The sequence below is a fragment of the Mesocryomonas lacus genome (genome assembly GCF_055730105.2).
Genome location: NZ_JBUZWF020000002.1, coordinates 968,792 through 990,659, shown reverse-complemented (window position 1 = coordinate 990,659; position 21,868 = coordinate 968,792). Strand labels below are relative to the sequence as shown.

The following is a 21,868-nucleotide window of genomic DNA, read 5'->3' as shown; positions in this document are numbered from 1 at the left end:
GCCATGGCGCCGTGTCGAACGGGCTCTCGGGCCGGGAAGAGTTCATGCTGCCTCACCTTCGCAATGCCGTCGTCCTCACCGGACTGCTCGCAGCCGCCACGCTCCTCGCTCAGCCGGTCGCGACGCTCGGTCTCGCCCATGCCATGCTGTCCGCCCCTACCCTCGCTTTGGCAGCGGCCGCCGAACCGGAGCGATCCTGAATGCGCGTCCGGCTGATAGCGTCGGACGTCGGCGGGCCGGGCCGCCGTCCCGCGTCGCCTCCGCCAGCCTGTCGCGGGCGACGCCGCGTGCTGGCGGTCGCCGCCGCGGTCGCGATCATGGCAGCGATGGTTGGCCATCCGGATCCGGCCTCGTCCGAGCGGCGGCACACGACTTCGCCGGACGAGCGCGAGACGGTTGGCTCGGCGGCCACCGCTGCCGACACCTGGCGGATCCGGGTGTCGAGGCTCGTTGGTTCGGTGGTTTGCGGGCCGCATGGACAGCGCGTTGGCACCGTCGATGACGTGCTGGTCGACGCCAGCGGCCGCGTGGTGGCGGTGACGCTCGATGTCGGGGCGTTTCTCGGGGTGGCGACGCGAACCGTTGCGGTGCCGATGGCTTTGCTACGCCTCGTGCCGGCGGCAGAAGCGGCCCGGCGAGCGCCGCCGCCAGAGCCGACCGTCCCGGCCAGCGAGAGCGCCGCAGGCCTTCTCGAGGACCTGATGACGCGCACGCCGACCCGCTGGCAGGCGAGTCCCGCCGACCACGTCGAGGTCAGCCTCAGCCGGCAGGACCTCGCTGGCATGCCGGCCTATGCCGGCGACTGAAAGGACGCCGGACGAAGCCTGTCCTTGCCGAAACACTACGGAGACGGCCCCTCTTCCGTATCGAAAACTTACGCGGAAAGGCGGATTCAAGGGGTATCTGCAACAGCGAAGGTCTTCCTCGCATGCCCACCATGAACCCCTCGTCGATCGCCCGGCATCCCTTTCCCGGGACGCCGATGTCCGGCTTCGCGCTGAAACAGGACGGCGGCGGCCGCTGGGTCGTCAGCGGAACCGGCGACCAATGGGGCGGCATCTTGGTCAGCCGCGACGCCGCCTTGCGGTTCGCCTGGACGGAACTCGACCAAGCGGCCCCGGTATCGGCCCGTTCGGCCGTGGAGCGCCTGGCTTGAGCGCGCAGGCCGCCGTCGCGGCGCTGCTTCTCGTCACCGTCTCCGCTGCCATGATGGCGATGGGCGGCCTCTACGCCCTGACCCTCAGCTGATGTCAGGACGGCATCGGTCCGTCGCAGCCCCTCACCCTCTCCGTGAATATCGAGGCCATCCCATGAACACGCCCGGTGTCGTCACCTCGCTCGTGACGCCCTTCTCCTCGCCTGCCGATGGCGCCAGCGGAACCAGTCCTTTCATCGACGAGACGTCCTGGCGGCGCAGCATCGCGTTCCAGCGCGACAGTGGGATTCCCGCCGTCGCTGTCGCGGGATGGATCGGCGAAGGCGCCACTTTGTCGCGAAAGGAGCGGCAGCGGCTGGTGTCGCTGGCTGCGGAGGTCGCCGGCCCGATGCGGGTCTACGCCGACGTCAGCAGCAACGACACGGCAAGGGCCGAGACCTACGCCGCGGATGCCGATGCGGCCGGCGCCGACGCGGTCATCGTCGTCACGCCGTCCTACAGCCGGCCGAACGTCGCGGGTGTCCGGCGACACGTCGAGCGGATCACGATGGCGGTGGATCTGCCTGTCTACATCGAGTTCGACGAGGCCCGGACGCGGTGCAGCCTCGGCGCGCGCGACATCGCCAAGCTGGTGCGGATCGACGGCGTTGCCGGGCGGATCGACCACACCGCGGTTCTTTCTGCAGGTGAGAATTCCGGGCAAGCACCCGGGGCCACTCAAATGTTGGCGGCGAACGAGGCCAGTTGTCTCGCCTCCTGCCTCAGTGGTGCCGATGGCCTGTTCAGCGCCATCGCCAATCTCGCGCCCTTGGAGGTGCTGGCGCTCCGAGAAGCGTGCCGGGACGGAAACGTCCGTCGCGCCCGCCTGCTGCACGCCCGGCTGATGCCGCTGATCGCGGCAGTCGAGACGCACGGCGTCGCCGCGCTGAAATACGCGCTGCTGCTTCGCCGAGGGCTCGAGCGCAGCTTGCGCCTTCCGCTCGTGCCGCTCGATCGCAGTGCCGAGATCGAGGTGGAGACGGCACTGTTCATGATGACCACGGCGGAACTGGAGGAGACGATGCCAAACGCCCATTCCGCCCTTCTCGGAGCGCCGCACCGGGCTCACCGGGAGCGCCGCATCAGCGGGAGTAGCGGGCGATGACGCCACCGGACAAAGAGCCCGCCGATGGCACGAAGCTCTGCGGCGGCAGATCTGCGCCGACGGAGCCAGTCGACGCCGCGGCCGTCCTCGGCTGGATGAGGCAAGCCGTGGAGCGCGGCGAGGACCTCCAGCGCCAGCTGAAGCACGCAACCCCGGACTTCGCGCAGGAAGCCCTCTTGGCATCGACCCGGAGACTGCTGGAGAAATGCCGAGAGGAGGTGTGCGTGCTGGAGGCCGGCGGGCACGCCGCTCGGACCGGCGGTGGACCCGCCTGAACCTTTGGACGCGTAGCCGGGCGAATTGCGACAGGCACTTTCGGGTGTATGGCGCGTATGCCGTGCGCCGGATAGGGCGCACGGCATCGAGGCTCTACGGCTCGTCCACGACCGGGTGCGTCGCCCGATCGCCGATCCCTAGGCCGCGAGGTGCTTGAGGAGGACCTTGGCGGCGAGCGCCGACGAACCGGGGTTCTGCCCGGTGGTCAGCAGCCCGTCGGTGACGACGTACTCGGCCCAGTCGGCGCCCTTTTCATACTGTCCGCCCTTGGCGACGAGTTCGTCCTCGACGAGGAAGGGCACGATGTCGGTGAGGCCGACGGCGGCTTCCTCGCTGTTGGTGAACCCGGTCACGCGCTTGCCTTCGACCAGCGGACGGCCCGCCTGCGTTTTGACATGGCGCAGGACGCCCGGCGCGTGGCACACCAGCGCCACCGGCTTGCCGGCGGCGATGAAGGCTTCGATCAGCTTCACCGAGTTCGGGTCCTCGGCGAGATCCCAGAGCGGGCCGTGGCCGCCGGGATAGAAGACGGTGTCGAAGTCTTCCTGGGCAAGCGTGTCGAGCCGGAGCGTGCTGGCGAGCTGGGCCTTCGCCTCGGCATCCGCCTCGAAACGGTGGGTCGCGTCAGACTGGGCGTCGGGCTCGTTGCTCTTCGGATCAAGCGGCGGCTGGCCGCCGGCGGGCGAGGCCAGGGTGATCTCAGCGCCTGCATCCTTGAAGACGTAGTAGGGCGCGGCCAGCTCTTCGAGCCAGAAACCGGTCTTGCGGCCGGTATTGCCGAGCTGGTCGTGCGAGGTGAGGACCATGAGGATCTTCATCGGTCGTTCCTGTCTGGAAGAGGGATCGGATAGGCGAAGCCCTCTTGTGAGCCTCTATCGATCATAAATCCAATTTATCTGTTGAATTCCAGACATTCACCCTGCAGCATGACTGCATGCGTTACGACCTCAACCTCCTGCCGGTGTTCGTGACCCTCATGGAGGAGCGCAGCGTCACCCGCGCCGCCGAGCGGTTGGGGATCACCCAGCCCGCTCTGTCGAACGCCCTCGGCCGTCTGCGCACCATGCTCGGCGACCCGCTTTTTGTGCGCGAGCGCTATGGCATGAAGCCGACGCCGGTGGCGCTGGAACTCTTGCCGGTGATCGCGGCGTCGCTGTCGGCGATCGAGGAGGCGGTCCGCAGTCAGCAGGAATTCGATCCGGCGAAGGCGGAGCGGCTGATCACCATCGCGCCGAACAGCTATGTCGAATTTGTCCTGATGCCCCGGGTTGTTGCCCGCCTGCAGGCCGAGGCGCCGGGCATCCGGCTCCGTCTCGTCCCCTTCGGCAATGATCTGGCCGAGACCGGCGCGATGTCGGGGGAAACCGCCATGGTGCTCGGCCGGATCGTCGAGCCGCCGGACAGCCTGGTGGTTCAGCACCTGATGGACGACGGGCTGGCCTGCGTCGTCAGGGCCGGCCACCCGGAGGTGGGGGCAAGCCTTTCGCAGTCGGTCTATGAGAGCCTCCAGCACGTCAACGTGCTGCCCCCCGGCCGCCTGCGCGCCGGGCTTTTCCAGGCGCTGGAGCGGCGGGGCGTGCGGCGCGAGGTCGCCGTGTCCGTCACGCATTTCCTCGCCGTTCCGGAAATCGTCGCGGTCACCGACTATTGCGCCACCTTGCCATGGCTGATCTGCCGCCACATCGCCCGCGACCCCCGGCTGAAGGTCGTGCCGGCGCCTGTCGACCTCGGCACCTTTCCGGTCGATCTCGGCTGGCACGTCCGCTACCGCAACGATCCCGCCCATCGCTGGGCTCGCTCGCTGGTCATCGCACTGGCGAGGGAGTTGTCGGCCGAGGAACCGCCGGACTAGCAGGACGCGATCGGGTGGGAGGCACGCGGATGACGCTATGGGCGAGGCTTGGAGCGCCGCCCTTCGACGGCCACGCCCCCCACAGGATGTGTGGGATTGGTGATCTGCAGCCGGCGCTCTATGTGAAGGCTTGCGAACCACCCCCCGAAAGCCCGCCATGATCGTGTTTGAAACCATCCTCGCGATGCTGGCTGTCGGGGTGCTGATGCTCGGTCTCGCGCGTCGCTGGCACCTGCCCTATCCCGTTCTGCTGGCGCTCGTCGGCGTCTCGCTGGCGATCGCGCCGATCGAAATCGACTTTCACCTGGACCCGTCGCTGGTGCTGGCTCTTTTCGTCGCGCCGGTGCTGTTGGACGCGGCCTACGATACCTCCCTGCGCGACCTCCGGCGCAATTGGGGCGCAGCGCTGAGCCTTGCCCTCGTCGCCGTCGGCCTGACGACCGCAGCGGTCGCCGTGGTCGTTCACCTCCTGGTGCCGACCATCCCCTGGGCGGCCGCCATCGCCATTGGCGCCATCGTCGCCCCGCCCGACGCGGTGGCTGCGACGACGGTACTGCGTGACGTCAAACTGCCGCACCGCATCGCCGTGATCCTGCGCAACGAGGCGCTCCTCAACGACGCCTCGACCTTGCTGATCTACCGGCTGGCGCTCGCGGCGGTCGCTTCGGGCGGCGGCATCGGTGCCGAGGTGATCGCCCCGGCCTTCCTCCTGTCGCTGGTCGGCAGCCTGGTGGCAGGCCTGGCGCTGGCCTGGCTCGTCGGCCTCGTCACCGGCCGGATCGAGGATGCGCCGACGTCGATCATCGTGCAGTTCGTGTCGACCTTCGGCGTCTGGGTTCTGGCAGAGCGGCTGGCGCTGTCGCCGATCCTGACGATCGTCATCTACGGGATGACGCTGGCGCGGCTGCCCTCCGCCTACCCCACCGCCCGGCTGCGCCTTCCCTCCTTCGCCGTCTGGGAAACGGCGGTCGTCGTCCTCAACGTCCTCGCCTTCCTCATCATCGGCCTGGAACTCGGTCCGGTCATCGCATCGGCCTCCCCGGACGAACTCCGGCACTGGATGGTCGTCGGGGCGGCCGTGCTGGCAACCGTGATCGGCGTGCGGCTGGTCTGGACCATCGCCGCAGCCTTCTGGAGCCGGTGGCAGATCGCCCGGACAGACGGCGCTACGGTCGAGGGCGGCCTTCTGCCGGACTGGCGGACGGGCGTGATCGTCGGCTGGGCCGGCACGCGGGGCATCGTCACCGTCGCTACCGCCCTCGCTTTGCCGACCGATTTCCCCGAACGCGGCATGCTGCTGTTCTCGGCCTTTGCCGTGACCCTCGGGACGCTGGTGATCCAAGGTCTGACGCTGCGCCCGCTGGTGATGGCTTTCGGGCTAGAGGAGGACGACCCCGTCGCCCGCGAAGTGCGCGAGGCGCGGATGGTGACATCCGATGCCGGGATTGAAGCCGTGCGGGACGACGCCTCGCCCGGGGCTGCCGCGCTGCGCGCAGAGCTGGAAGCCGAGAAACGGGTAGCGGAAGCCGCCGAGGAAGGATTTGGACGGCCGACCCCGCCGGAGAAGGCGCTGCGGGCAAAGGCTCTCGTGGCCAGGCGCAACCGTCTTCTCGCCCTCCGGCGCGAGGGCACCATCGGCGACGAAGCCTTCCATCTCATCGAAGAGGAACTGGACCTTGCCGATCTCGCGGTCGCCACCCGCACCTAAGTCGGACACACGCCTGAGTGCCTTGGTCGCGGACCCGCTGTACCCGGCCAGCGTGCTCTCCTCCTTAAACCGCCGACCCGCCGCAGTGCCTGTCCCTGATCGCGCCCGCTCAGCTGGGCCGAGGCGACCAGCGCGACAGATCCTCGCGATCCACTCCGTCCAGTGGAACGTAGCGGACAAAGCTCGCACGCTTGCGGCACCAAGTGCAGCGCCAGACCCGTGCCTCGATGTCCTCGCCCGGCGCGATGACGTCCATGAAGTCAGAGGCCCGGAAGATCGCCCGCTTGCCGCATTCGCACCGCACGAGGATGCCAAGCCCTTTCCGCAACCCGTCCGAAAAGCTCTTGATCGCCTGAACCATGTCCTGCCCTACTGCCCGCCCGGAACATATCAGGAACATCTGTATACGGCGAGGGTTCCGCGGCCGAGGCCATAGGTCAGTCCCCGAAACGGGCATCGGCCAGTTCAACCGGCGAAGGCGAACTCTCCCGCGGCCTCCCAGGGCCCGCCGCGATAGTGCCAGAGCAACAGGCCGGTGGCGGTGACCTCGAAAGGCTCGAAATCATCTGAAAGCGCGTCAAACGTCTTTCGTGCCGCCGCCGCAGAAGTCTTGTTCTGGATGGTCACGTGCGGCCGGAACCCTTGCGCGTCCTGCCGTGTCAGCGCGTCCGCGAAGTGGGTGGCAAGGCCTGCGCGCAGTGCCGAGAGGGCTGCGCTCTCGATGGCATAGGCCGTGCCTTGCCCGAGAAAGCGAAGGCCGCTGACCGCCATGGTGAAGGCTGCGGCGTCGGATGCCTTCTCCGCCACAGCGGCCGATACCTCGGCATAGCGGTCGCCGGGCAGATGGTGGAACAGTGTGAGGTGCGCAGGGATGAAATTGCGGGCCGGCGGAAAATACTGCCGGCGCATCCGATCGAAATGCGCAAAACTGTCGGCGTCGAACTGCAGTGTCAGGATCAGGGGTGCGTCTTCCACGGGGCATTCTCCGGCTGGCCTGGCCCTACCCGTCTGCGGGAAGCGAGGCCGGGAGGTTTCCCATCTGGCGCCTAGGCGGCACTCCGCCACCACAAACCCGCGTGATACTGGCGCGGTGAAGCCCTGCCGGCGCCACGACGCACGGCGATGACGGCGATTCAGGCCTTCTGGAGGGCGGTTGGTGCCGCCAAGGCAGCACGCCGCGGCAGATTGGACGCCAGACCCGCGGTCTCGGCGATCAACGGCGGAAACACGACGCGCATGATCAGCCCCGGTGCGTTGTCGGCGGCCTTGATCCGCGCATCGTGAAGGTCCACGATCGCCGCCACGAGGGCGAGGCCGAGGCCGTTGCCGGGCGTCGTGCGGCTGCGGTCCAGCCGGTAGAGCCGCCGGAAGATGCGCTCGCGCTCCTCGACCGGGACACCGGGCCCGTCATCGCTGACCCCTGCGACGACCGCGCCGCCCTCAGCCCTTGCCCACAGCCTGATCAAGGCCGGTGCCGGAGCATGGGTGATCGCGTTCTCGATGAGGTTGGCGAAGAGCTGCTGGAGGAGATCGCGGTCGCCGAAGATCTGGAGGTCGCCGGAGACGTCGAGCTCCATGCGGTGTCCGCTCGCATCCGCGACGGTATCGAACACGTCCTGCAGCTGCGTCAGAAGGACGGAGAGGTCGATGGAGCGGAATTTCGCCTTGCGCGCGCCGGCCTCGATCTGGGCGATCCGCAGCAGCGCGTTGAAGGTCTCGATGATCGAATCGACTTCGGCGACCGCCCCGTCGAGCGTGCTCTTGCGCAGCGTCCCCGCGGCGTCTCCGTCCTGTGCCGCCTCCAGCGTCTGCCGCAGCCGGGCCAGCGGCGTGCGCAGATCGTGGGCGATGTCGGTGGAGACCTGGCGCAGGCTGCTCATCAGCACGTCGATGCGCGCCAGCATGGCGTTGATGTCACTCGACAGCCGGTCGAGCTCGTCCCGCTTGCCGGCGATCGGCAGCCGAAGGTCGAAACGCCCGGCGGCGATCGCCCGCATCGCGGAGGCGATCGCATCGACGCGGCGCGTCGGGCCGATGCTGACGACCAATCCGCCGCCGAGCGCCAGCAGCACCGAGACGACGCAGCCCCAGAGCAGCGCCGCGAGGATGATCTCCTGCGTCTCGTCGAGAATATGCGAGTTGCGTGCGGCCATCACCCTGTAGCCGCCGATCACCGCCCCCACGCCGAACAGCCGCACCTCGTGATCGCTGTTCAGGCTGGCGGCATTCAGGAGAGCGGGGCTTTGCTTGATCACCGAGCGCTTCAGCTTGCGCTCGCTCCAGCCGTCCAGCCACACTTCCGCCGGTAGATTACCGGCGATCTTGCTGCCGTCTTCGCGGGTAAGAAGGTAGAAATGGTCGTCGGAAACACTGTTGGAACGCCGCGCAATGTCGGCGCTGAGGCCTTCGAGCCCCCCCGTCGTCCAGGCATCGTTCAGCGCCCCCATATCCTCGTCGATCGACCGGCGAACGATGCCGTCGACCTCCGAGGTCGCCTTGAAATAGGTCACGCCGAGAATGAGCACGACGGAGACCAGCAGCAGCACGGTGTAGCCGAGGCCGAGGCGGAAGGAGGTCGAGCGAAACTGTTCAGGCAGGTGCATTGAGGGAATATCCCGCGCCTCGTACGGTGCGGATCATCTCCTTCTCGAACGGCTTGTCCACCTTTGATCTGAGGCGACTGACATGGGTCTCCACCACATTGGTCTTCGGATCGAAGTGGAAGTCCCAGACACGCTCCAGCAGCATGGTCCGCGTCAGCACCCGGCCACGGTTGCGCATCAGATATTCCAGCAACCGGAACTCCCGCGGCTGCAGCTCGATGGCAACCCCATCGCGCACCACCGTGCGGGCGATCAGGTTCATCTCGAGCGCGCCGACCTTCAGCACCGTCTCCTCCTTGCGGCTCGGGGCCCTCCGGCCGAGCGCGTTGATCCGCGCCATCATCTCCGAGAAGGCGAAAGGCTTCAGCAGATAGTCGTCGCCGCCGGCCTCAAGGCCCTCGACGCGGTCGTCGACGCCGCCGACCGCCGTCAGGAACAGCACCGGCGTATCCCGGCCGGACGATCGCAAAGCGCGCACGATCGACAGTCCGTCGAGGCCGGGCAGCATGCGGTCGACGATCATCACGTCGTAGTCACGGGTGCAGGCGAGCTCGAGCCCGTTCGGCCCATTCGCGGAATGGTCGAGATCATGACCCTCCTGGGCGAGGCCGCCGACGATGTAGTCAGCGGTCTGTCTATCGTCTTCAATCAGCAGGATTTTCATTTGGCAGCCAACATCTCCCTGTCGCCGAAGGCTACAGCACGTCGCCCCGACGCGTCCCAGTATTCCGCAAATTTTGCAAAGGCCCGGTCCATTGCCGCCGTGCGCGAGCCGAACCAGGGAAAATGCCCGTAAAACGGCGAGAGCTGGCTGGCGGCCGCCTCCTTGCTGCTGCCGGCGACCACCAGTTCGTAGATCGCCGCGGCGAGCCCGGTGCGGTCGGCGCCGCTGCGGCAGTGGACGAGCAGCGGGCCCGGCGCATTGCGCTCGGCGTTGGCGAGTGCCAGCATGGTCGTCATGTCCGGCTCTTCGGCCGAGGACAGCGGGATCGGTATGTAACGCACGCCGTACCCGTCGGCGACGGAGGTCTCTGCCGCATACCAGTTGGTGTCCGGATGCGCTCCGCGCAGGTTGATGATCGTGCGGATGTTCTTGTCGAGGACGAGCTTGATCAGCGCCGGCCCGTCCAGCTGCCCCGAGCGGTAGAGCATGCCGTCCTCCAGCACATGCAGATTGCCGGTGACATGCTGGTAGGCGGCATAGCCGAGCGCTGGCGAAAGGAGGACGAGGATCGTCACAAGGACCAGGCGCAGGCGGAATTGCAAACGGGACATCGGCACCTCGTTACGAGAACTGTCCCCGTGATAGAGGCGTCTCCCCTATGAACCGATGGCCGGAACTATACCGATCGCCAATGCCTGGGTCCGACTTCCTCGCTTCGGCAGCCCTGCTTTTGCGGCTGCGGCGGACGCCGGAATATCGTAGTCGAGGCAAGGCCGGCACCGATGCCGCCGGCCTGTTCGCGCCTCGGAGTTCCACACGATGCTGACCGCCGGATTTTATGACGTCCCGCAAGGGATGCTCGCCACCATCGTCACCTATCTCGAGATGACCGGCCGTCCCGAGCTGCGGCCGGAAACGGTCGAGGACGGCTGGCAGCTGGAGCGGATGGACGCCGATCCCGTGGCCTACCGGGAGCTCTACCGCGCTGTCGGGATCGACTGGCTCTGGTTCAGCCGTCTGGCGATGAACGATGCGGCGCTGGCCGCCGAGATCGCGCCTTCAGGGGTGGAAATCTACCGGTTCAGCGACGGAAAGGGCGGGCTCGGCCTGCTCGAGCTCGACTTCCGGCAGGAGGGCGAATGCGAGCTCCTGTTCTTCGGGCTCTCGCAATCGCTGATCGGCGGGCCGGCCGGGCGTTTCCTGATGAACCGCGCTATCGAGAAGGCGTTTGCGCATACGATCCGGCGGTTCTGGCTGCACACCTGCACGCTCGACCATCCAAGGGCCATCGCCTTCTACACCCGCTCCGGCTTCACCGCCTACAAGCGCGAGGTCGAGATCGCCCCCGACCCGCGCCTCGATGGCTTGGCGCCGCCGGATGTCGCACCCCACATCCCGCTATTGGCCGGCTGAGGGCCGCGACACGCGCCCCGCCCGGAGGCTCACGCCGTCTCCAACCGCTCCAGTAGCGCGTTCATCTCGGCCGAAATGGCAATGCCGTCTTGCGCCGACCGCGCCCGCGCCGAGAGGCGGCGGTCTCCGGGCAGGCGGTCCTGCCCGGCGTCGTGCAGCAGATGGAGGAGCTGCTCGACCCGGACGGCGAAGTCCGGCAGCGCGCTGCGCCCGGCCTGGGGATCGATGAGGATCAGCGACTGGCCGGTGTGCGGGGTATGCGCGCCGGGGTGGGAGGAGAGATCCACCTCGGCCGAAAACTTTCCGCCGACCAGTGCCGCGCAGAGGATTTCGACCATCACCGAGAGCGCTGCACCCTTGTGGCCGCCGAAGGGGCGGAGCGCACCGCCCTCCAGCACGGCGGCGGGGTCCGTCGTCGGCTCGCCCTTGCGGTCGACGCCGACACCTTCGTCCAGCGCGCGGCCCTCACGCCGGGCGACCTGAACATCGCCGTTCGCCATCGCCGAGGTCGCCATGTCGAACACCAGTGGCGGTCCGTCGGCGCGTGGGCTGGCGAAGGCGATCGGATTGGTGCCGAGCACCGCCCTCTGCCCGCCTTGCGGCACCACGCTCTTCATCGAGTTGATGAAGGCAAGGGCTACCAGCCCCTCCTCCGCGAACGGCTCGACGTCGAGCGACAAGGCGCCGAGATGGTGCGAATTGCGGATGGCGATGACGGCGACGCCGTTCGCCCTTGCCCGCGCGACCGCTTCCGACCGCCCGGCGGCAAGCGCCGGCACGGTGAAGCCGTTGCGGCCGTCGATGCGTAGAAAGCCGGATGCGGCGTCCTCGACGACCGGAATGGCGCGGCCGTCGACCCAGCCGTTTGCGTTGAGGCTGTCGACATAACCCTTCATGCGGAACAGGCCGTGGCTGGCGGCGCCGTCCCGCTCCGCCGCGGCACAGTTTTCCGCAAGCAGCCGGGCGACCTCGGGCGAGCAGCCATGCCGTTCGAAGATCAGCTGCAGCCGCTGCACCAGTGCCTCGAACGTCACGCGTTCGCCAGCCATCACATCCATATCATGCCCTCCGAGATCGCCTCCCCGCCACCGGCAGGCGATCCTGCCGCGGAGGTGGGCTTGTCGCGGGACGGTGTCACTGGCTGGGCCGGTCTGTCCAGCGGCCCGACGAAGAGATCATCCGGCCCGCCCCGCTGCGCACTTCGGCGCGCTTCAACAAACGCACTGCATGAGGAAGGCTGATGAGACAATTGCGCTTTCTCATTTCAAAGCCGCGGTCGCTCTCTCCTAGTCTCCAGCGGATGGCGGTTCTCATGCCGCGTGCGCCGACCCGAAGAGGCCCCCATGAACCAGCATGTCGCGGTGACCAACGATCTCCTGCGCGTCCAGCGCATGCACAATGGCGAGAAGGCGGTGCCGACCTTCTCGGTCGCCGAAATGCAACGGCGTCAGGACGGCCTGCGCGGCATCCTCGCCGACCTCGATCTCGATGCGGCTCTGCTGACATCCTATCACAACATCAACTACTTCGCGGACTTCCTCTACTGCTCCTTCGGCCGGCGATACGCCTTCGTGGTCACCCCGGCACGGGCGGTCTCGGTGTCGGCGGGAATCGATGCGGGCCAGCCGTTCCGGCGCACCTTCGGCGACAACATCACCTATACCGACTGGCGAAAGGACAATTTCTTCCAAGCGCTGCAAAGCGAGCTGAAGGACTGCCGCCGCATCGGCATCGAGTTCGAGCACATGACCCTCGAACTGCACCGCCAGCTGCAGGACGCGTTTCCGGGCTGCGAGCTGGTCGACCTCGGCCAGCCGGTGATGTGGATGCGCACGATCAAGTCGGCCGAGGAGATCGCGCTGATCCGTCTCGGCGCCGAAACCGCCGATATCGGCGGCGTGGCGGTGCGGGCTGCCATCCGGAACGGCGCCGCCGAGCACGAGATCGCGCTTGCCGGGACGCAGGCGATGGTTCGGCACATCGCCACCGTCCTGCCGCATGCCGAGCTGATGGACACATGGACCTGGTTCCAGTCCGGCATTAACACCGACGGCGCGCACAACCCGGTGACGTCGCGCCGGCTGCGGCGGGGCGACATCCTCTCGCTCAACTGCTTCCCGATGATCGCCGGCTACTACACCGCGCTCGAGCGGACGCTGTTCCTTGACCATTGCGACGCTGCGAGCCTGGCCATCTGGGAGGCGAATGTCCGGGTGCACCGCCGCGGACTGGAGATCTTGAGGCCGGGCGCCCGCTGCGGCGACATCGCAGCAGAGCTGAACGACCTCTACCGGGCGGAGGGCCTGCTCGGATACCGCTCCTTCGGCTACGGACATTCCTTCGGCGTGCTCTCGCACTATTACGGCCGGGAGGCCGGCGTCGAGCTGCGCGAGGACGTCAACACGGTCCTGAAGCCCGGCATGGTCGTCTCGATGGAGCCGATGCTGAGCTTGCCGGAGGGCATGCCCGGCGCCGGTGGCTACCGCGAGCACGACATCCTCGTCCTCGGCGAGAACGGCGCCGAGAATATCACGCATTTCCCGTTCGGACCGGAGCACAACATCGTGCGGGGATGAAATCTGCGCTAGGATCGGCTTTCCGACGAGGGAGGGTGAAACTTGCGCAGCATCCCGACCGATCTCCTGCGGGCCTTCGTCGCCATCATCGACCTTAAGGGTTTCACCCGCGCCGGCGAACGGCTCGGGCGGACCCAGCCCGCCATCAGCCTGCAGATGAAGAAGCTGCAGGACCTTGTCGGCGCACCGCTGTTGCACAAGGGCGGCACGGAGCTGACGGAGGCGGGCGAGATCGTCGCCGGCTTCGCCCGGCAGATCCTCGCCCTCAACGACGACATGATGCTGCGCCTCGCCCGGCGCAACGCCCGCGGCAGCCTGCGCCTCGGCCTTGCCAACGACTATGCCGACCATTTCCTGCCGCACCTTCTCGGCGGGCTCGGGGCCGATGGTGCGGGGATGACCTTCGATGTCACCTACGACCTGTCGGCGGCCCTGTTGCGGGACCTGCATGATGGCGCCTACGACATCGTCGTCGCGATGACCGCCGACGGCCCGGCCGAAGGCGCCTTCATGACCTGGCGGGAGAGCCTCGTCTGGGCAGGTGGCCCGGTGCCCCTGCCCCGCGGCGCCGGAGAACCGGTGCGCCTCGTCGGCTATCCCGAAGGATGCCTCTACCGCCGCGGCATGCTGACGGCCTTGCAGCGCGCCGGCCGCGCCTTCGACTTCGTCTACGCCTCGCCCAGCCAGTCCGGGATCGCCGCCGCCGTCGCCTCGGGGCTCGGCATCACGGCAATGGCCCGTCGGGTCCTGCCGCCGGGGCTCCGGGAGCTCGGACCGGCCAACGACCTGCCGCCGCTCGCCGATGTCGTGATCGGGATCTATCTCGCCGAAAACTCGAAGCAGTCGGCGGTCGCGCAGAGCCTTGCCGCCAGGCTCGCCGACCTCTTCGCCGAAATGACCATCTGAGGAGGGCGGGACGCCACACGGGCGCGCTCTTCCCTGCGCCCGCAACTAAAGCGGTCTCGCCGGCTAGAAATGCAGGTGCACCTTGATCGCCCGGCGGCGGTCGGCGGCGAGTTCGAAGGCTTCGCTGAGGCGCTCCATCGGCAGCTCGGCCGACATCACCGGCGCGACGTCGACGAGGTCGCGCGCCAGCCAGTCGACGGCGGTGTGGAACTCCTCGGCGAAGCGGAAGGCGCCGACGAAATCGATCTCGCGCGCCATCAGGAGGTTCGCCGGCAGCGGGATCTCGCCCGGCGGCATCATGCCGAGCTGCACCACGCGCCCGCCGGGCCGCACGACCCGGAACAGCGAGGACAGCGCCAGCGGCGAGCCCGTCGCCTCCAGCGCCACGTCGAAGAAGCCCTTGTCGGCCTCATAGGCGGCCAGCTGCTCGGGGCGCGTGCCGACGTTGATCGTCTCGTCGACACCGGCGCTGAGCGCCAGCGCGAGGGGCTGGTCGACGAGGTCGGTGATGGCGATGAAGCTCGCGCCGGCGCGCCGCACCGCCAGCGCCACCAGCATGCCGATCGGACCAGCACCGGCGATGACCACGCGCTTGCCGAGCAGCTCGCCGGCGCGGCGGACGCCGTGCAGCGCGACCGCCAGCGGCTCGGCGAGCGCCGCCTTGGCGAAGGACATGGTCGCCGGCACCGGCACCGCCTGGTCGGCGCGGCAGACGAAGGTCTCGGAGAAGGCGCCCTGGACGTGCGGGAAGATCGCCGCCGAGCCGAAGAAGCGCATGTTGCGGCAGAGATTGCCGCGCCCGGCCCGGCAGTAGTCGCAGTGGAGGCAGGGACGGCTCGGATTGACCGCGACCCGCTGGTCGAGCGCGAGGCTGGAGACGCCGTCCCCCAGCGCGATCACCTCGCCGGAAATCTCGTGGCCGAGCACCAGCGGCTCGCGCAGCGCGAAGTCGCCGACCCGGCCCTTGCCCCAGTAGGACAGGTCGGACCCGCAGATGCCGCCGGCGCCGAAACGGACCAGCACTTCGCCCGGCCCGGCCGTCGCCGCCTCCCGCTCGTCGATGCGAAGGTCCTTGGCGGCATGGATGACGGCAGCGCGCATAACGGCATGTTTCCCAGATCTTGCCGGGCGTTCCGCCGGCTTGCGATGCTAGGGATAACATGGAATAGCACGCGGAAAAGCGGAAAGACGGCCCGGCGCATGGCGCCCGCGGCCGCGAGGGGAACGCCGGGATGTCGTTGAAACTGTTCGATCTCACCGGCCGCACCGCCCTCGTCACCGGCTCCGGCCAGGGCATCGGCTTCGCGCTCGCAGAAGGTCTCGGCAGAGCGGGCGCGCACGTCGTCCTCAACGGCCGCGACGAGGCCAAGCTCGAAGCCGCCGCCGAGCGCCTCGAGGCCGACGGCATCCAGACCTCGATCGCCAGCTTCGACGTCACCGAGGTCGACGCCGTCCGCGCCGGGGTCGACGGCATCGAGGCGGCGGTTGGTCCGATCGACATCCTCGTCAACAATGCCGGCATCCAGCGCCGGGCGCCGCTGGAGGATTATCCGACCGAGACCTGGCACGAGATCATACGCGCCAATGTCGACTCGGTCTTCTATGTCGGCCAGGCGGTCGCGCGGCACATGATCGGCCGCGGTCGCGGCAAGATCATCAACATCGCCAGCCTCCAGAGCGCCGCCGCCCGCTACTCCATCGCGCCGTACACCGCCACCAAGGGCGCGGTGAACAACCTGACCAAAGGCATGTGCACGGACTGGGCGCGGCACGGGCTGCAGGTCAACGCCATTGGCCCCGGCTATTTCGAGACGCCGCTGAACCAGGCGCTGATGGCGGACGCCGACTTCGACAAATGGCTGAAGACCCGGACCCCCGCCGGCCGCTGGGGCAAGGTCGAGGAGTTGCAGGGCGCCGCGATCTTCCTTGCCTCCGACGCCTCGAACTTCGTCAACGGGCAGATCCTCTACGTCGATGGCGGCGTACTGGCGACCCTCTGAGACGGCGCGCCGCCGACGTCCCTCCGGAGGAACAATGCGTATGACAAGCGAACTGCCCACCGCCATGGCGTTAGCGCGAGGGGCCATTCGATGAGCACCGCTTCGAAGCCGGTCAGGCCGCTGCCCGTGGTCGTGGTGATGGGCGTGTCGGGCACCGGCAAGTCTACACTCGGCCTTGCGATCAAGGACCGCTACGGCTTCACCTTTCTCGATGCCGACGATTTCCACCCGCCGGAGAACGTCGCCAAGATGCGCGCGGGCATTCCCTTGACCGATGCGGAGCGGTGGCCTTGGCTCGACCGCCTGGCCGAGCGCCTCGCCCAATCCGCGGCAACAGGCGAGGCAACGGTGCTGGCCTGCTCGGCGCTGAAGGAAAGCTACCGCCGGAAGCTCGCCGACGCGTGTCCGGGCCTGCTCTTCGCCTTCCTCGACGGGAGCCGCGAGGTCATCGCGGAGCGCCTCGCGCAGCGCAAGGGCCACTACATGCCGCCGACGCTCCTCGACAGCCAGCTGGCGACGCTCGAAGTCCCCTCGCCCGAAAGCGAGAACGTCATCACGCTCGACTGCCGCGAGCCGCCTGAGGTGCTCGCGGAAATGGTCGGGCAGCGGCTGGGACTGCCGGCGCGGGACTAACGCCGCGGAGGGACAGCGGCTTTCAGGCAGTACGTCCGACAAAATGCGCGGCGCGCTTCCCGCCAAGGCTATAGCATCTCCAGCGGCACCGCCTTGCGCGGCGGCGGAAAGGCGGCGTCGAGCCGATCGAGGTCGTCCGGTGACAACACGAGGTCGCGGGCGCGGGCATTGTCCTCGACATGCGCGGGCGTGCTGGCCTTCGGGATTGCGATGAGGTTTTCCCGCAGCAGCAGCCAGGCGAGCGCCACCTGCGCCGGGGTCGCCTTTAGCCGTTCGGTCACCTCTGTCAGGCCCTTGTGCCGGATCAGCCGACCTTGCTCGACGGGGCTGTAGGCCATGACCGGGATCGACCGGCTGTCGAGCCAAGGCAGCAGGTCGAACTCCGGCCCGCGGCGGGTGAGATTGTAGAGGATCTGGTCGGTGGCGCAGTCGCCGCCGCCTGCGTCCACGAGCTCAGCCATGTCGTCGCCGTCGAGATTGCTGACACCCCAGTGGCGGATCTTGCCGGCCACCTGCAGCGCCTTCATCGCCGCCACCGTCTCGTCCAGCGGCACGCCGCCGCGCCAGTGCAGGAGGTAGAGGTCGATGCGATCGGTGCCGAGGCGCTTCAGGCTGCGGTCGCAGGCCTCCGGCAACCGCGCGCGCGAGGCGTTCTGCGGGTAGGCCTTGGTGACGAGAAAGATCTCGTCGCGCCGTGGCCCGACCGCTTCGCGCACCAGCTCCTCCGAGGCGCCGTCGCCGTACATCTCGGCCGTGTCGATCAGCGTCATGCCGAGGTCGATACCACGGCGAAGGGCAGCGATCTCGTCGGCCCGGCGGGCGGCGTTCTCGCCCATCATCCAGGTCCCTTGCCCCAGGGCCGGGACCGTCTCGCCGCCGGGCAGCGTCACCTGTTGCATGTCCGTCTCTCCTCGTGCACGGCTGACCGTTCGGGAGTGGAGGTAGGCGCAATCTTCGGTTTCGGAAGGGCGGCGCTGCCGGCGCGAGCCGAGGCGTGAGGCCGAACGGCGCGTCAGCGCTTCTTGACGTAGCCCGCGCCCTTGTTGCCGCGCGGACCGGTCTGCACCTTGGTGTTGCCGCGGTTCTCGTCCTGCAGCTTGCGCCAGCGCGCGAGGCGATCCGGGTCCAGCGTGCCCGCCTCGACCGCCGCCCGCACGGCGCAGCCGGGCTCATGCGCATGGGTGCAGTCGCGGAAGCGGCAGAGCGGCGCGAGCTCGGTGATCTCGGCGAACAGCGTGTCGATGCCCTCTGCGGCGTCGCTGACATGCAGCGTGCGCATGCCCGGCGTATCGATGACCCAGCCGCCGCCGGCGATGGCATGCAACGAGCGCGACGTCGTGGTGTGACGCCCCTTGGCGTCGCTTTCGCGCACGCCGCCGGTCAGCTGCGCCTCGGCCGGCGCGAGACCCGCGAGCGAATTGACCAGCGTCGACTTGCCGACGCCGGAGGAGCCGACCAGCGCGACGGTTCGCCCCGGACCGCACCAGGGCGCGAGCGCCGCGCCGGCGTCGTCGGCGCGCGGGTTGACGATCAGCACCGGCAAGTCGCGCTGGAGCGCCGCCGCCTGGTCGAGATAGGATTGCGGATCCTCGGCCATGTCCGCTTTGGTCAGAAGGATCACCGGATCCGTACCGGCCTGGTTGGCGAGCGCCAGATAGCGCTCGAGCCGCGCCGCGTTGAAGTCGGCATTGCAGGACGTCACGATGAACAGCGTGTCGACGTTGGCGGCGGCGAGCTGTGGGCTGGCGACGCCCTCGATGCGGCGCGACAGGACGCTCAGCCGGTCGAGGCGGCGGTGCAGCTGGTCGGTCTTTGGGTCGGCGAGCACCCAGTCGCCGACGGCAAAGTCGCCGGTCTGGGTGTTGGCGGGCAGAACCAGCCGTGTAGGGCCAGACTGCGAGACCGCTGTCAGGCGGGAGCGGTGGACGGTGGCGATCCGGCGGGGCTGAAAACCGGCCTCCTCCACCGTCACCTGCTCGGCGTAGAAGTCCGACCAGCCGAGCGCCAGCAGCGTCATCGTCGGGGCGCCATCGCCGGAAGGGTTCAAGAGAGGCTCAAGGGCATGTTGCCTTCAGGAGAGGGAGTGGCGGAAGGACCAGGGTCGTGCCTCCCTCGGTGCGGAGGGTCGCGGCCTTCCGCGGCTGCCGCGGTCTATAGGGTGGTCAACCCGCGCTTGGCAACAGCCGGACATGCACCTGTCCGAAGGGCACGGAAGAGCCCGGCGGAATAACGCTCAGCCGCCGCGCGCGGGCGGACCGGCAGCGTCCAGCTCGGCATTCTCGGCGTCGGTGAACAGCCGCGAGCGCGTGAGGAAGCGCACGCCCTCCGGCGCCTCCAGCGAAAAGCCCGAGCCGCGGCCGGGCACGATGTCGATGATGAGGGCGGTATGCTTCCAGTAGTCGAACTGCGCCGCTCCCATGAAGAAGTCGCAGCCGTCGATCTCGCCGAGCAGCACATCCTGCCCGCCGGTCCGGAAATCGCCTTTCGGGTAGCACATCGGCGCCGAGCCGTCGCAGCAGCCGCCGGACTGATGGAAGATCAGCGGCCCGTGCGCGGCCTGCAGCTGGCGGACCATGGCGCTCGCCGCCTCGGTGATGGTGACACGCTCGACCATTCTCGTCTCCTTTCAAACCGGCATCGGCGGCGGGATCGCTCCCGCCGCCGATGTTTCACGCGTTACGCAGGGCGGCTTCAGAAGAAGCCGAGCGCCTTCGGCGAGTAGCTGACCAGCATGTTCTTGGTCTGCTGATAGTGGTCGAGCATCATCTTGTGGTTCTCGCGGCCGATGCCGGACTGCTTGTAGCCGCCGAAGGCCGCGTGGGCGGGATAGGCGTGGTAGCAGTTGGTCCAGACGCGGCCGGCCTGGATGCCGCGGCCGAAGCGGTAGGCGCGCGTGCCGTTGCGGGTCCAGACGCCGGCGCCGAGGCCGTAGAGCGTGTCGTTGGCGATCGCCATCGCGTCCGCATCGTCCTTGAACTTCGTCACGGATACCACCGGGCCGAAGATCTCTTCCTGGAAGACGCGCATCTTGTTGTGGCCGGCGAAGATCGTCGGCTCGACATAATAGCCGCCCGACAACTCGCCCTCGAGATTGGCGCGCTGGCCACCGGTGAGCACCTCGGCTCCTTCCTGGCGGCCGATGTCGAAGTAGGAGAGGATCTTCTCCAGCTGGTCGTTCGAGGCCTGGGCGCCGATCATGGTCGAGGGATCCAGCGGGTGGCCCTGTTTGATCGCCTTCACCCGGGCGACCGCCCGCTCCATGAACTTGTCGTAGATCGACTCGTGCACCAGCGCGCGGCTCGGGCAGGTGCAGACCTCGCCCTGGTTCAGCGCGAACATCGCAAAGCCTTCGAGCGCCTTATCGAAGAAGTCGTCGTCCTCATCCATCACGTCGGCGAAGAAGATGTTCGGCGACTTGCCGCCGAGCTCCAGCGTCATCGGGATGAGGTTTTCCGAGGCGTACTGCATGATCAGGCGGCCCGTCGTCGTCTCGCCGGTGAAGGCGATCTTGGCGATGCGGGTCGACTGCGCCAGCGGCTTGCCGGCCTCGACGCCGAAACCGTTGACGACGTTGACGACGCCCTCGGGAATGATGTCGCCGAGGATTTCCATCAGCACGAGGATGGCGAGCGGGGTCTGCTCGGCTGGCTTCAGGACGATGCAGTTGCCGGCGGCGAGCGCCGGGGCAAGCTTCCAGATCGCCATCAGCAGCGGGAAGTTCCACGGGATGATCTGGCCGACGACGCCGAGCGGCTCGTGGAAGTGATAGGCGACGGTATCCTTGTCGATCTCGGAAATGCCGCCCTCCTGCGCCCGGATCGCGCCGGCGAAGTAGCGGAAATGGTCGACCGCCAGCGGCAGGTCGGCATGCGTCGTTTCGCGGATCGGCTTGCCGTTGTCGAGCGTCTCGACCATGGCAAGGAGGTCGAGGTTCTCTTCGATCCGGTCGGCGATGCGGTTCAGCATGCGCGAACGCTCGGCGGCCGAGGTCGACCCCCAGGCGTCCTTCGCCTTGTGCGCCGCGTCGAGCGCGAGATCGATGTCGGCGGCGCTGGAGCGCGCGACCTTGCAGAGAAGCTTGCCGGTGACCGGGCTCGGATTGTCGAAGTAGCGCCCGTCGGAGGGCGCGACCCACTTGCCGCCGATGAAGTTGTCGTACTGCTCGCGGATCAGGACCTTCTTCGAGACCTGGTCGAGTGCCTGCTGGAACATTTTATCCTCCCGGGATCGTTGCGCCTTGCGCACTCCGCCGTCTTTCGGCGGGTGTTCAGGCCGTTGCCCCTCGCCCTTCACGGGTCATATGGCGCCTACGGCGAAGGTGGAGGAGGCAGCACGAAACGCTCGCTGCTAACTGCAGTTCGGCGCCCGGAACGGCCTCCCCCGATGGCCGGAGATTGCGCGGATTGCCGTCGATCGTCAACGGCCTATTGATGGCCTGCTTCGTCGCGGCGCGGGCCGCCCTGTCGCGCCAACGGCTGGCTTTGGCGGCGCGACCATTTCGGAGTCACAGCGCTTGTTCGGGTCAGCGCGCATCCCCATCTCGCCGAGGACCCTGTCCGGGCCCCTCTGGCGAGCCTCCGCTCGTGATGTCGGACATTTTCCCGGATGGAACCTATGGAAGCCTTCTTCATCGCCCTGATCTCGTTCTTCCTCATCGATCCGCTCAAGGCGGAGATGGGTGAGCGCTTTGGCAATCTGTCGCCTGCGACGGTCTCCGGCATCTCCCGCTGCGTGACCGGCGCGACCCCGGTGCTGATCCGCCAGGCCGGCCAGGATCCGTGGTGGGCGGCGACCAACGTCGTCGGCATCTGGAGCGGCATGACCCCGCCCGAGGAAATCCTCACCCGCGCTACCCCGGAATGCGCCACCGCCATCGCCGCCGCGCGCGATGGTTCAAGCGAGCCGCAAAGCTGAGACGCCCATACGGCGCCGGCTCG

25 protein-coding genes are annotated in these 21,868 nt (G+C 68.1%); 13 read left to right on the top strand and 12 right to left on the bottom strand.

The window, feature by feature from the left end:
* The first annotated feature begins 44 nt into the window (after positions 1-44).
* The 5 genes from ACZLZQ_RS09720 (at position 45) to ACZLZQ_RS09700 (ending at position 2,575) form a co-directional block, all read left to right on the top strand.
* Positions 45-200 carry a hypothetical protein gene (locus ACZLZQ_RS09720; protein WP_472949167.1) on the top strand — a complete coding sequence of 52 codons (156 nt, stop codon included), beginning with the start codon at positions 45-47 and terminating at the stop codon, positions 198-200.
* Positions 201-287: 87 nt separating this feature from the next.
* Positions 288-806 carry a PRC-barrel domain-containing protein gene (locus ACZLZQ_RS09715; protein ID WP_472949166.1) on the top strand — a complete coding sequence of 173 codons (519 nt, stop codon included), beginning with the start codon at positions 288-290 and terminating at the stop codon, positions 804-806.
* A gap of 122 nt (positions 807-928) precedes the next feature.
* Positions 929-1,156, top strand: a complete 228-nt coding sequence (locus ACZLZQ_RS09710; RefSeq protein WP_472949165.1) for a hypothetical protein — start codon at positions 929-931, stop codon at positions 1,154-1,156.
* 154 nt (positions 1,157-1,310) lie between these two features.
* A complete protein-coding gene (locus tag ACZLZQ_RS09705; RefSeq protein ID WP_472949164.1) occupies positions 1,311-2,300 on the top strand; it encodes a dihydrodipicolinate synthase family protein in 990 nt (329 codons plus the stop codon).
* Positions 2,297-2,575 carry a hypothetical protein gene (locus ACZLZQ_RS09700; protein WP_472949163.1) on the top strand — a complete coding sequence of 93 codons (279 nt, stop codon included), beginning with the start codon at positions 2,297-2,299 and terminating at the stop codon, positions 2,573-2,575. The genes ACZLZQ_RS09705 and ACZLZQ_RS09700 overlap by 4 nt, the downstream gene beginning before the upstream one ends.
* 138 nt (positions 2,576-2,713) lie before the next feature.
* On the opposite strand, the gene ACZLZQ_RS09695 is transcribed toward ACZLZQ_RS09700, so the two are convergent.
* Entirely contained in the window at positions 2,714-3,394 is a 681-nt protein-coding gene (locus ACZLZQ_RS09695) for a type 1 glutamine amidotransferase domain-containing protein (RefSeq protein WP_472949162.1), read from the bottom strand.
* 116 nt (positions 3,395-3,510) lie between these two features.
* Here ACZLZQ_RS09695 and ACZLZQ_RS09690 point away from each other — a divergent pair, with 116 nt between their 5' ends.
* On the top strand, positions 3,511-4,428 hold the full coding sequence (locus tag ACZLZQ_RS09690; RefSeq protein ID WP_472949161.1) for a LysR family transcriptional regulator: 918 nt from the start codon (positions 3,511-3,513) through the stop codon (positions 4,426-4,428).
* Positions 4,429-4,585: 157 nt separating this feature from the next.
* The gene (locus ACZLZQ_RS09685; RefSeq protein WP_472949160.1) at positions 4,586-6,136 is read left to right on the top strand and encodes a cation:proton antiporter; all 1,551 of its coding nucleotides are present in this window, start codon (positions 4,586-4,588) and stop codon (positions 6,134-6,136) included.
* A 109-nt stretch (positions 6,137-6,245) separates the two neighbouring features.
* Here ACZLZQ_RS09685 and ACZLZQ_RS09680 read toward each other — a convergent pair whose 3' ends face one another.
* The 5 genes from ACZLZQ_RS09680 to ACZLZQ_RS09660 all read right to left on the bottom strand — a co-directional run bounded on the left by ACZLZQ_RS09680 (position 6,246) and on the right by ACZLZQ_RS09660 (position 10,014).
* Positions 6,246-6,497, bottom strand: a complete 252-nt coding sequence (locus ACZLZQ_RS09680; RefSeq protein ID WP_472949159.1) for a hypothetical protein — start codon at positions 6,495-6,497, stop codon at positions 6,246-6,248.
* A gap of 104 nt (positions 6,498-6,601) precedes the next feature.
* Entirely contained in the window at positions 6,602-7,111 is a 510-nt protein-coding gene (locus ACZLZQ_RS09675; protein ID WP_472949158.1) for a 2'-5' RNA ligase family protein, read from the bottom strand.
* A 158-nt stretch (positions 7,112-7,269) separates the two neighbouring features.
* A complete protein-coding gene (locus ACZLZQ_RS09670) occupies positions 7,270-8,739 on the bottom strand; it encodes a sensor histidine kinase (RefSeq protein ID WP_472949157.1) in 1,470 nt (489 codons plus the stop codon).
* A complete protein-coding gene (locus tag ACZLZQ_RS09665; RefSeq protein WP_472931761.1) occupies positions 8,726-9,403 on the bottom strand; it encodes a winged helix-turn-helix domain-containing protein in 678 nt (225 codons plus the stop codon). Before ACZLZQ_RS09665 ends, ACZLZQ_RS09670 begins: the two co-directional genes overlap by 14 nt.
* Complete coding sequence (locus tag ACZLZQ_RS09660) at positions 9,400-10,014, bottom strand: dual specificity protein phosphatase family protein (RefSeq protein WP_472949156.1); 615 nt, start codon at positions 10,012-10,014, stop codon at positions 9,400-9,402. Before ACZLZQ_RS09660 ends, ACZLZQ_RS09665 begins: the two co-directional genes overlap by 4 nt.
* A 208-nt stretch (positions 10,015-10,222) precedes the next feature.
* Between ACZLZQ_RS09660 and ACZLZQ_RS09655 the strand changes: the two genes are divergently transcribed.
* Positions 10,223-10,816, top strand: a complete 594-nt coding sequence (locus ACZLZQ_RS09655) for a GNAT family N-acetyltransferase (protein ID WP_472949155.1) — start codon at positions 10,223-10,225, stop codon at positions 10,814-10,816.
* Positions 10,817-10,845: 29 nt separating this feature from the next.
* Here ACZLZQ_RS09655 and ACZLZQ_RS09650 read toward each other — a convergent pair whose 3' ends face one another.
* Positions 10,846-11,874, bottom strand: coding sequence for an Ldh family oxidoreductase (locus tag ACZLZQ_RS09650; protein WP_472949154.1), 1,029 nt, complete (start codon positions 11,872-11,874; stop codon positions 10,846-10,848).
* 285 nt (positions 11,875-12,159) lie between these two features.
* On the opposite strand from ACZLZQ_RS09650, the gene ACZLZQ_RS09645 reads away from it, so the two are divergent.
* Together ACZLZQ_RS09645 and ACZLZQ_RS09640 are read left to right on the top strand one after the other, a co-directional pair.
* Positions 12,160-13,392, top strand: a complete 1,233-nt coding sequence (locus tag ACZLZQ_RS09645) for an aminopeptidase P family protein (RefSeq protein WP_472949153.1) — start codon at positions 12,160-12,162, stop codon at positions 13,390-13,392.
* 42 nt (positions 13,393-13,434) lie between these two features.
* On the top strand, positions 13,435-14,298 hold the full coding sequence (locus ACZLZQ_RS09640) for a LysR substrate-binding domain-containing protein (RefSeq protein WP_472949152.1): 864 nt from the start codon (positions 13,435-13,437) through the stop codon (positions 14,296-14,298).
* Positions 14,299-14,361: 63 nt separating this feature from the next.
* Here ACZLZQ_RS09640 and ACZLZQ_RS09635 read toward each other — a convergent pair whose 3' ends face one another.
* Entirely contained in the window at positions 14,362-15,399 is a 1,038-nt protein-coding gene (locus tag ACZLZQ_RS09635; protein WP_472949151.1) for an L-idonate 5-dehydrogenase, read from the bottom strand.
* A gap of 131 nt (positions 15,400-15,530) precedes the next feature.
* On the opposite strand from ACZLZQ_RS09635, the gene ACZLZQ_RS09630 reads away from it, so the two are divergent.
* Both ACZLZQ_RS09630 and ACZLZQ_RS09625 read left to right on the top strand, forming a co-directional pair.
* Positions 15,531-16,298: an SDR family oxidoreductase gene (locus ACZLZQ_RS09630; protein ID WP_472949150.1), complete on the top strand. Its 768-nt coding sequence runs from the start codon at positions 15,531-15,533 to the stop codon at positions 16,296-16,298.
* 90 nt (positions 16,299-16,388) lie between these two features.
* A complete protein-coding gene (locus tag ACZLZQ_RS09625) occupies positions 16,389-16,931 on the top strand; it encodes a gluconokinase (protein WP_472949149.1) in 543 nt (180 codons plus the stop codon).
* 68 nt (positions 16,932-16,999) lie between these two features.
* On the opposite strand, the gene ACZLZQ_RS09620 is transcribed toward ACZLZQ_RS09625, so the two are convergent.
* The 4 genes from ACZLZQ_RS09620 to adh all read right to left on the bottom strand — a co-directional run bounded on the left by ACZLZQ_RS09620 (position 17,000) and on the right by adh (position 21,143).
* On the bottom strand, positions 17,000-17,830 hold the full coding sequence (locus tag ACZLZQ_RS09620) for an aldo/keto reductase (protein ID WP_472949148.1): 831 nt from the start codon (positions 17,828-17,830) through the stop codon (positions 17,000-17,002).
* A 113-nt stretch (positions 17,831-17,943) separates the two neighbouring features.
* Complete coding sequence (rsgA, locus tag ACZLZQ_RS09615; protein WP_472949235.1) at positions 17,944-18,948, bottom strand: ribosome small subunit-dependent GTPase A; 1,005 nt, start codon at positions 18,946-18,948, stop codon at positions 17,944-17,946.
* A 216-nt stretch (positions 18,949-19,164) separates the two neighbouring features.
* A complete protein-coding gene (locus ACZLZQ_RS09610) occupies positions 19,165-19,545 on the bottom strand; it encodes a DUF779 domain-containing protein (protein WP_472931749.1) in 381 nt (126 codons plus the stop codon).
* Between the two features lie 77 nt (positions 19,546-19,622).
* Positions 19,623-21,143, bottom strand: a complete 1,521-nt coding sequence (adh, locus tag ACZLZQ_RS09605) for an aldehyde dehydrogenase (RefSeq protein ID WP_472949147.1) — start codon at positions 21,141-21,143, stop codon at positions 19,623-19,625.
* Between the two features lie 402 nt (positions 21,144-21,545).
* Here adh and ACZLZQ_RS09600 point away from each other — a divergent pair, with 402 nt between their 5' ends.
* Positions 21,546-21,845, top strand: coding sequence for a hypothetical protein (locus tag ACZLZQ_RS09600; protein WP_472949146.1), 300 nt, complete (start codon positions 21,546-21,548; stop codon positions 21,843-21,845).
* Positions 21,846-21,868 lie beyond the last annotated feature (23 nt).

Bases quoted from the DNA above. Each gene is read 5' to 3' on its own strand.
- ACZLZQ_RS09650 (WP_472949154.1), bottom strand. From the start codon at position 11,874: ATGGATGTGATGGCTGGCGAACGCGTGACGTTCGAGGCACTGGTGCAG.
- ACZLZQ_RS09625 (WP_472949149.1), top strand. From the start codon at position 16,389: ATGAGCACCGCTTCGAAGCCGGTCAGGCCGCTGCCCGTGGTCGTGGTG.
- ACZLZQ_RS09720 (WP_472949167.1), top strand. From the start codon at position 45: ATGCTGCCTCACCTTCGCAATGCCGTCGTCCTCACCGGACTGCTCGCA.
- ACZLZQ_RS09630 (WP_472949150.1), top strand. From the start codon at position 15,531: ATGTCGTTGAAACTGTTCGATCTCACCGGCCGCACCGCCCTCGTCACC.
- rsgA (WP_472949235.1), bottom strand. From the start codon at position 18,948: ATGACGCTGCTGGCGCTCGGCTGGTCGGACTTCTACGCCGAGCAGGTG.
- ACZLZQ_RS09690 (WP_472949161.1), top strand. From the start codon at position 3,511: ATGCGTTACGACCTCAACCTCCTGCCGGTGTTCGTGACCCTCATGGAG.
- ACZLZQ_RS09655 (WP_472949155.1), top strand. From the start codon at position 10,223: ATGCTGACCGCCGGATTTTATGACGTCCCGCAAGGGATGCTCGCCACC.
- ACZLZQ_RS09645 (WP_472949153.1), top strand. From the start codon at position 12,160: ATGAACCAGCATGTCGCGGTGACCAACGATCTCCTGCGCGTCCAGCGC.
- ACZLZQ_RS09600 (WP_472949146.1), top strand. From the start codon at position 21,546: ATGGAAGCCTTCTTCATCGCCCTGATCTCGTTCTTCCTCATCGATCCG.
- ACZLZQ_RS09680 (WP_472949159.1), bottom strand. From the start codon at position 6,497: ATGGTTCAGGCGATCAAGAGCTTTTCGGACGGGTTGCGGAAAGGGCTT.
- ACZLZQ_RS09620 (WP_472949148.1), bottom strand. From the start codon at position 17,830: ATGCAACAGGTGACGCTGCCCGGCGGCGAGACGGTCCCGGCCCTGGGG.
- ACZLZQ_RS09705 (WP_472949164.1), top strand. From the start codon at position 1,311: ATGAACACGCCCGGTGTCGTCACCTCGCTCGTGACGCCCTTCTCCTCG.
- ACZLZQ_RS09685 (WP_472949160.1), top strand. From the start codon at position 4,586: ATGATCGTGTTTGAAACCATCCTCGCGATGCTGGCTGTCGGGGTGCTG.
- ACZLZQ_RS09670 (WP_472949157.1), bottom strand. From the start codon at position 8,739: ATGCACCTGCCTGAACAGTTTCGCTCGACCTCCTTCCGCCTCGGCCTC.
- ACZLZQ_RS09610 (WP_472931749.1), bottom strand. From the start codon at position 19,545: ATGGTCGAGCGTGTCACCATCACCGAGGCGGCGAGCGCCATGGTCCGC.
- ACZLZQ_RS09710 (WP_472949165.1), top strand. From the start codon at position 929: ATGCCCACCATGAACCCCTCGTCGATCGCCCGGCATCCCTTTCCCGGG.
- adh (WP_472949147.1), bottom strand. From the start codon at position 21,143: ATGTTCCAGCAGGCACTCGACCAGGTCTCGAAGAAGGTCCTGATCCGC.
- ACZLZQ_RS09695 (WP_472949162.1), bottom strand. From the start codon at position 3,394: ATGAAGATCCTCATGGTCCTCACCTCGCACGACCAGCTCGGCAATACC.
- ACZLZQ_RS09665 (WP_472931761.1), bottom strand. From the start codon at position 9,403: ATGAAAATCCTGCTGATTGAAGACGATAGACAGACCGCTGACTACATC.
- ACZLZQ_RS09635 (WP_472949151.1), bottom strand. From the start codon at position 15,399: ATGCGCGCTGCCGTCATCCATGCCGCCAAGGACCTTCGCATCGACGAG.
- ACZLZQ_RS09660 (WP_472949156.1), bottom strand. From the start codon at position 10,014: ATGTCCCGTTTGCAATTCCGCCTGCGCCTGGTCCTTGTGACGATCCTC.
- ACZLZQ_RS09700 (WP_472949163.1), top strand. From the start codon at position 2,297: ATGACGCCACCGGACAAAGAGCCCGCCGATGGCACGAAGCTCTGCGGC.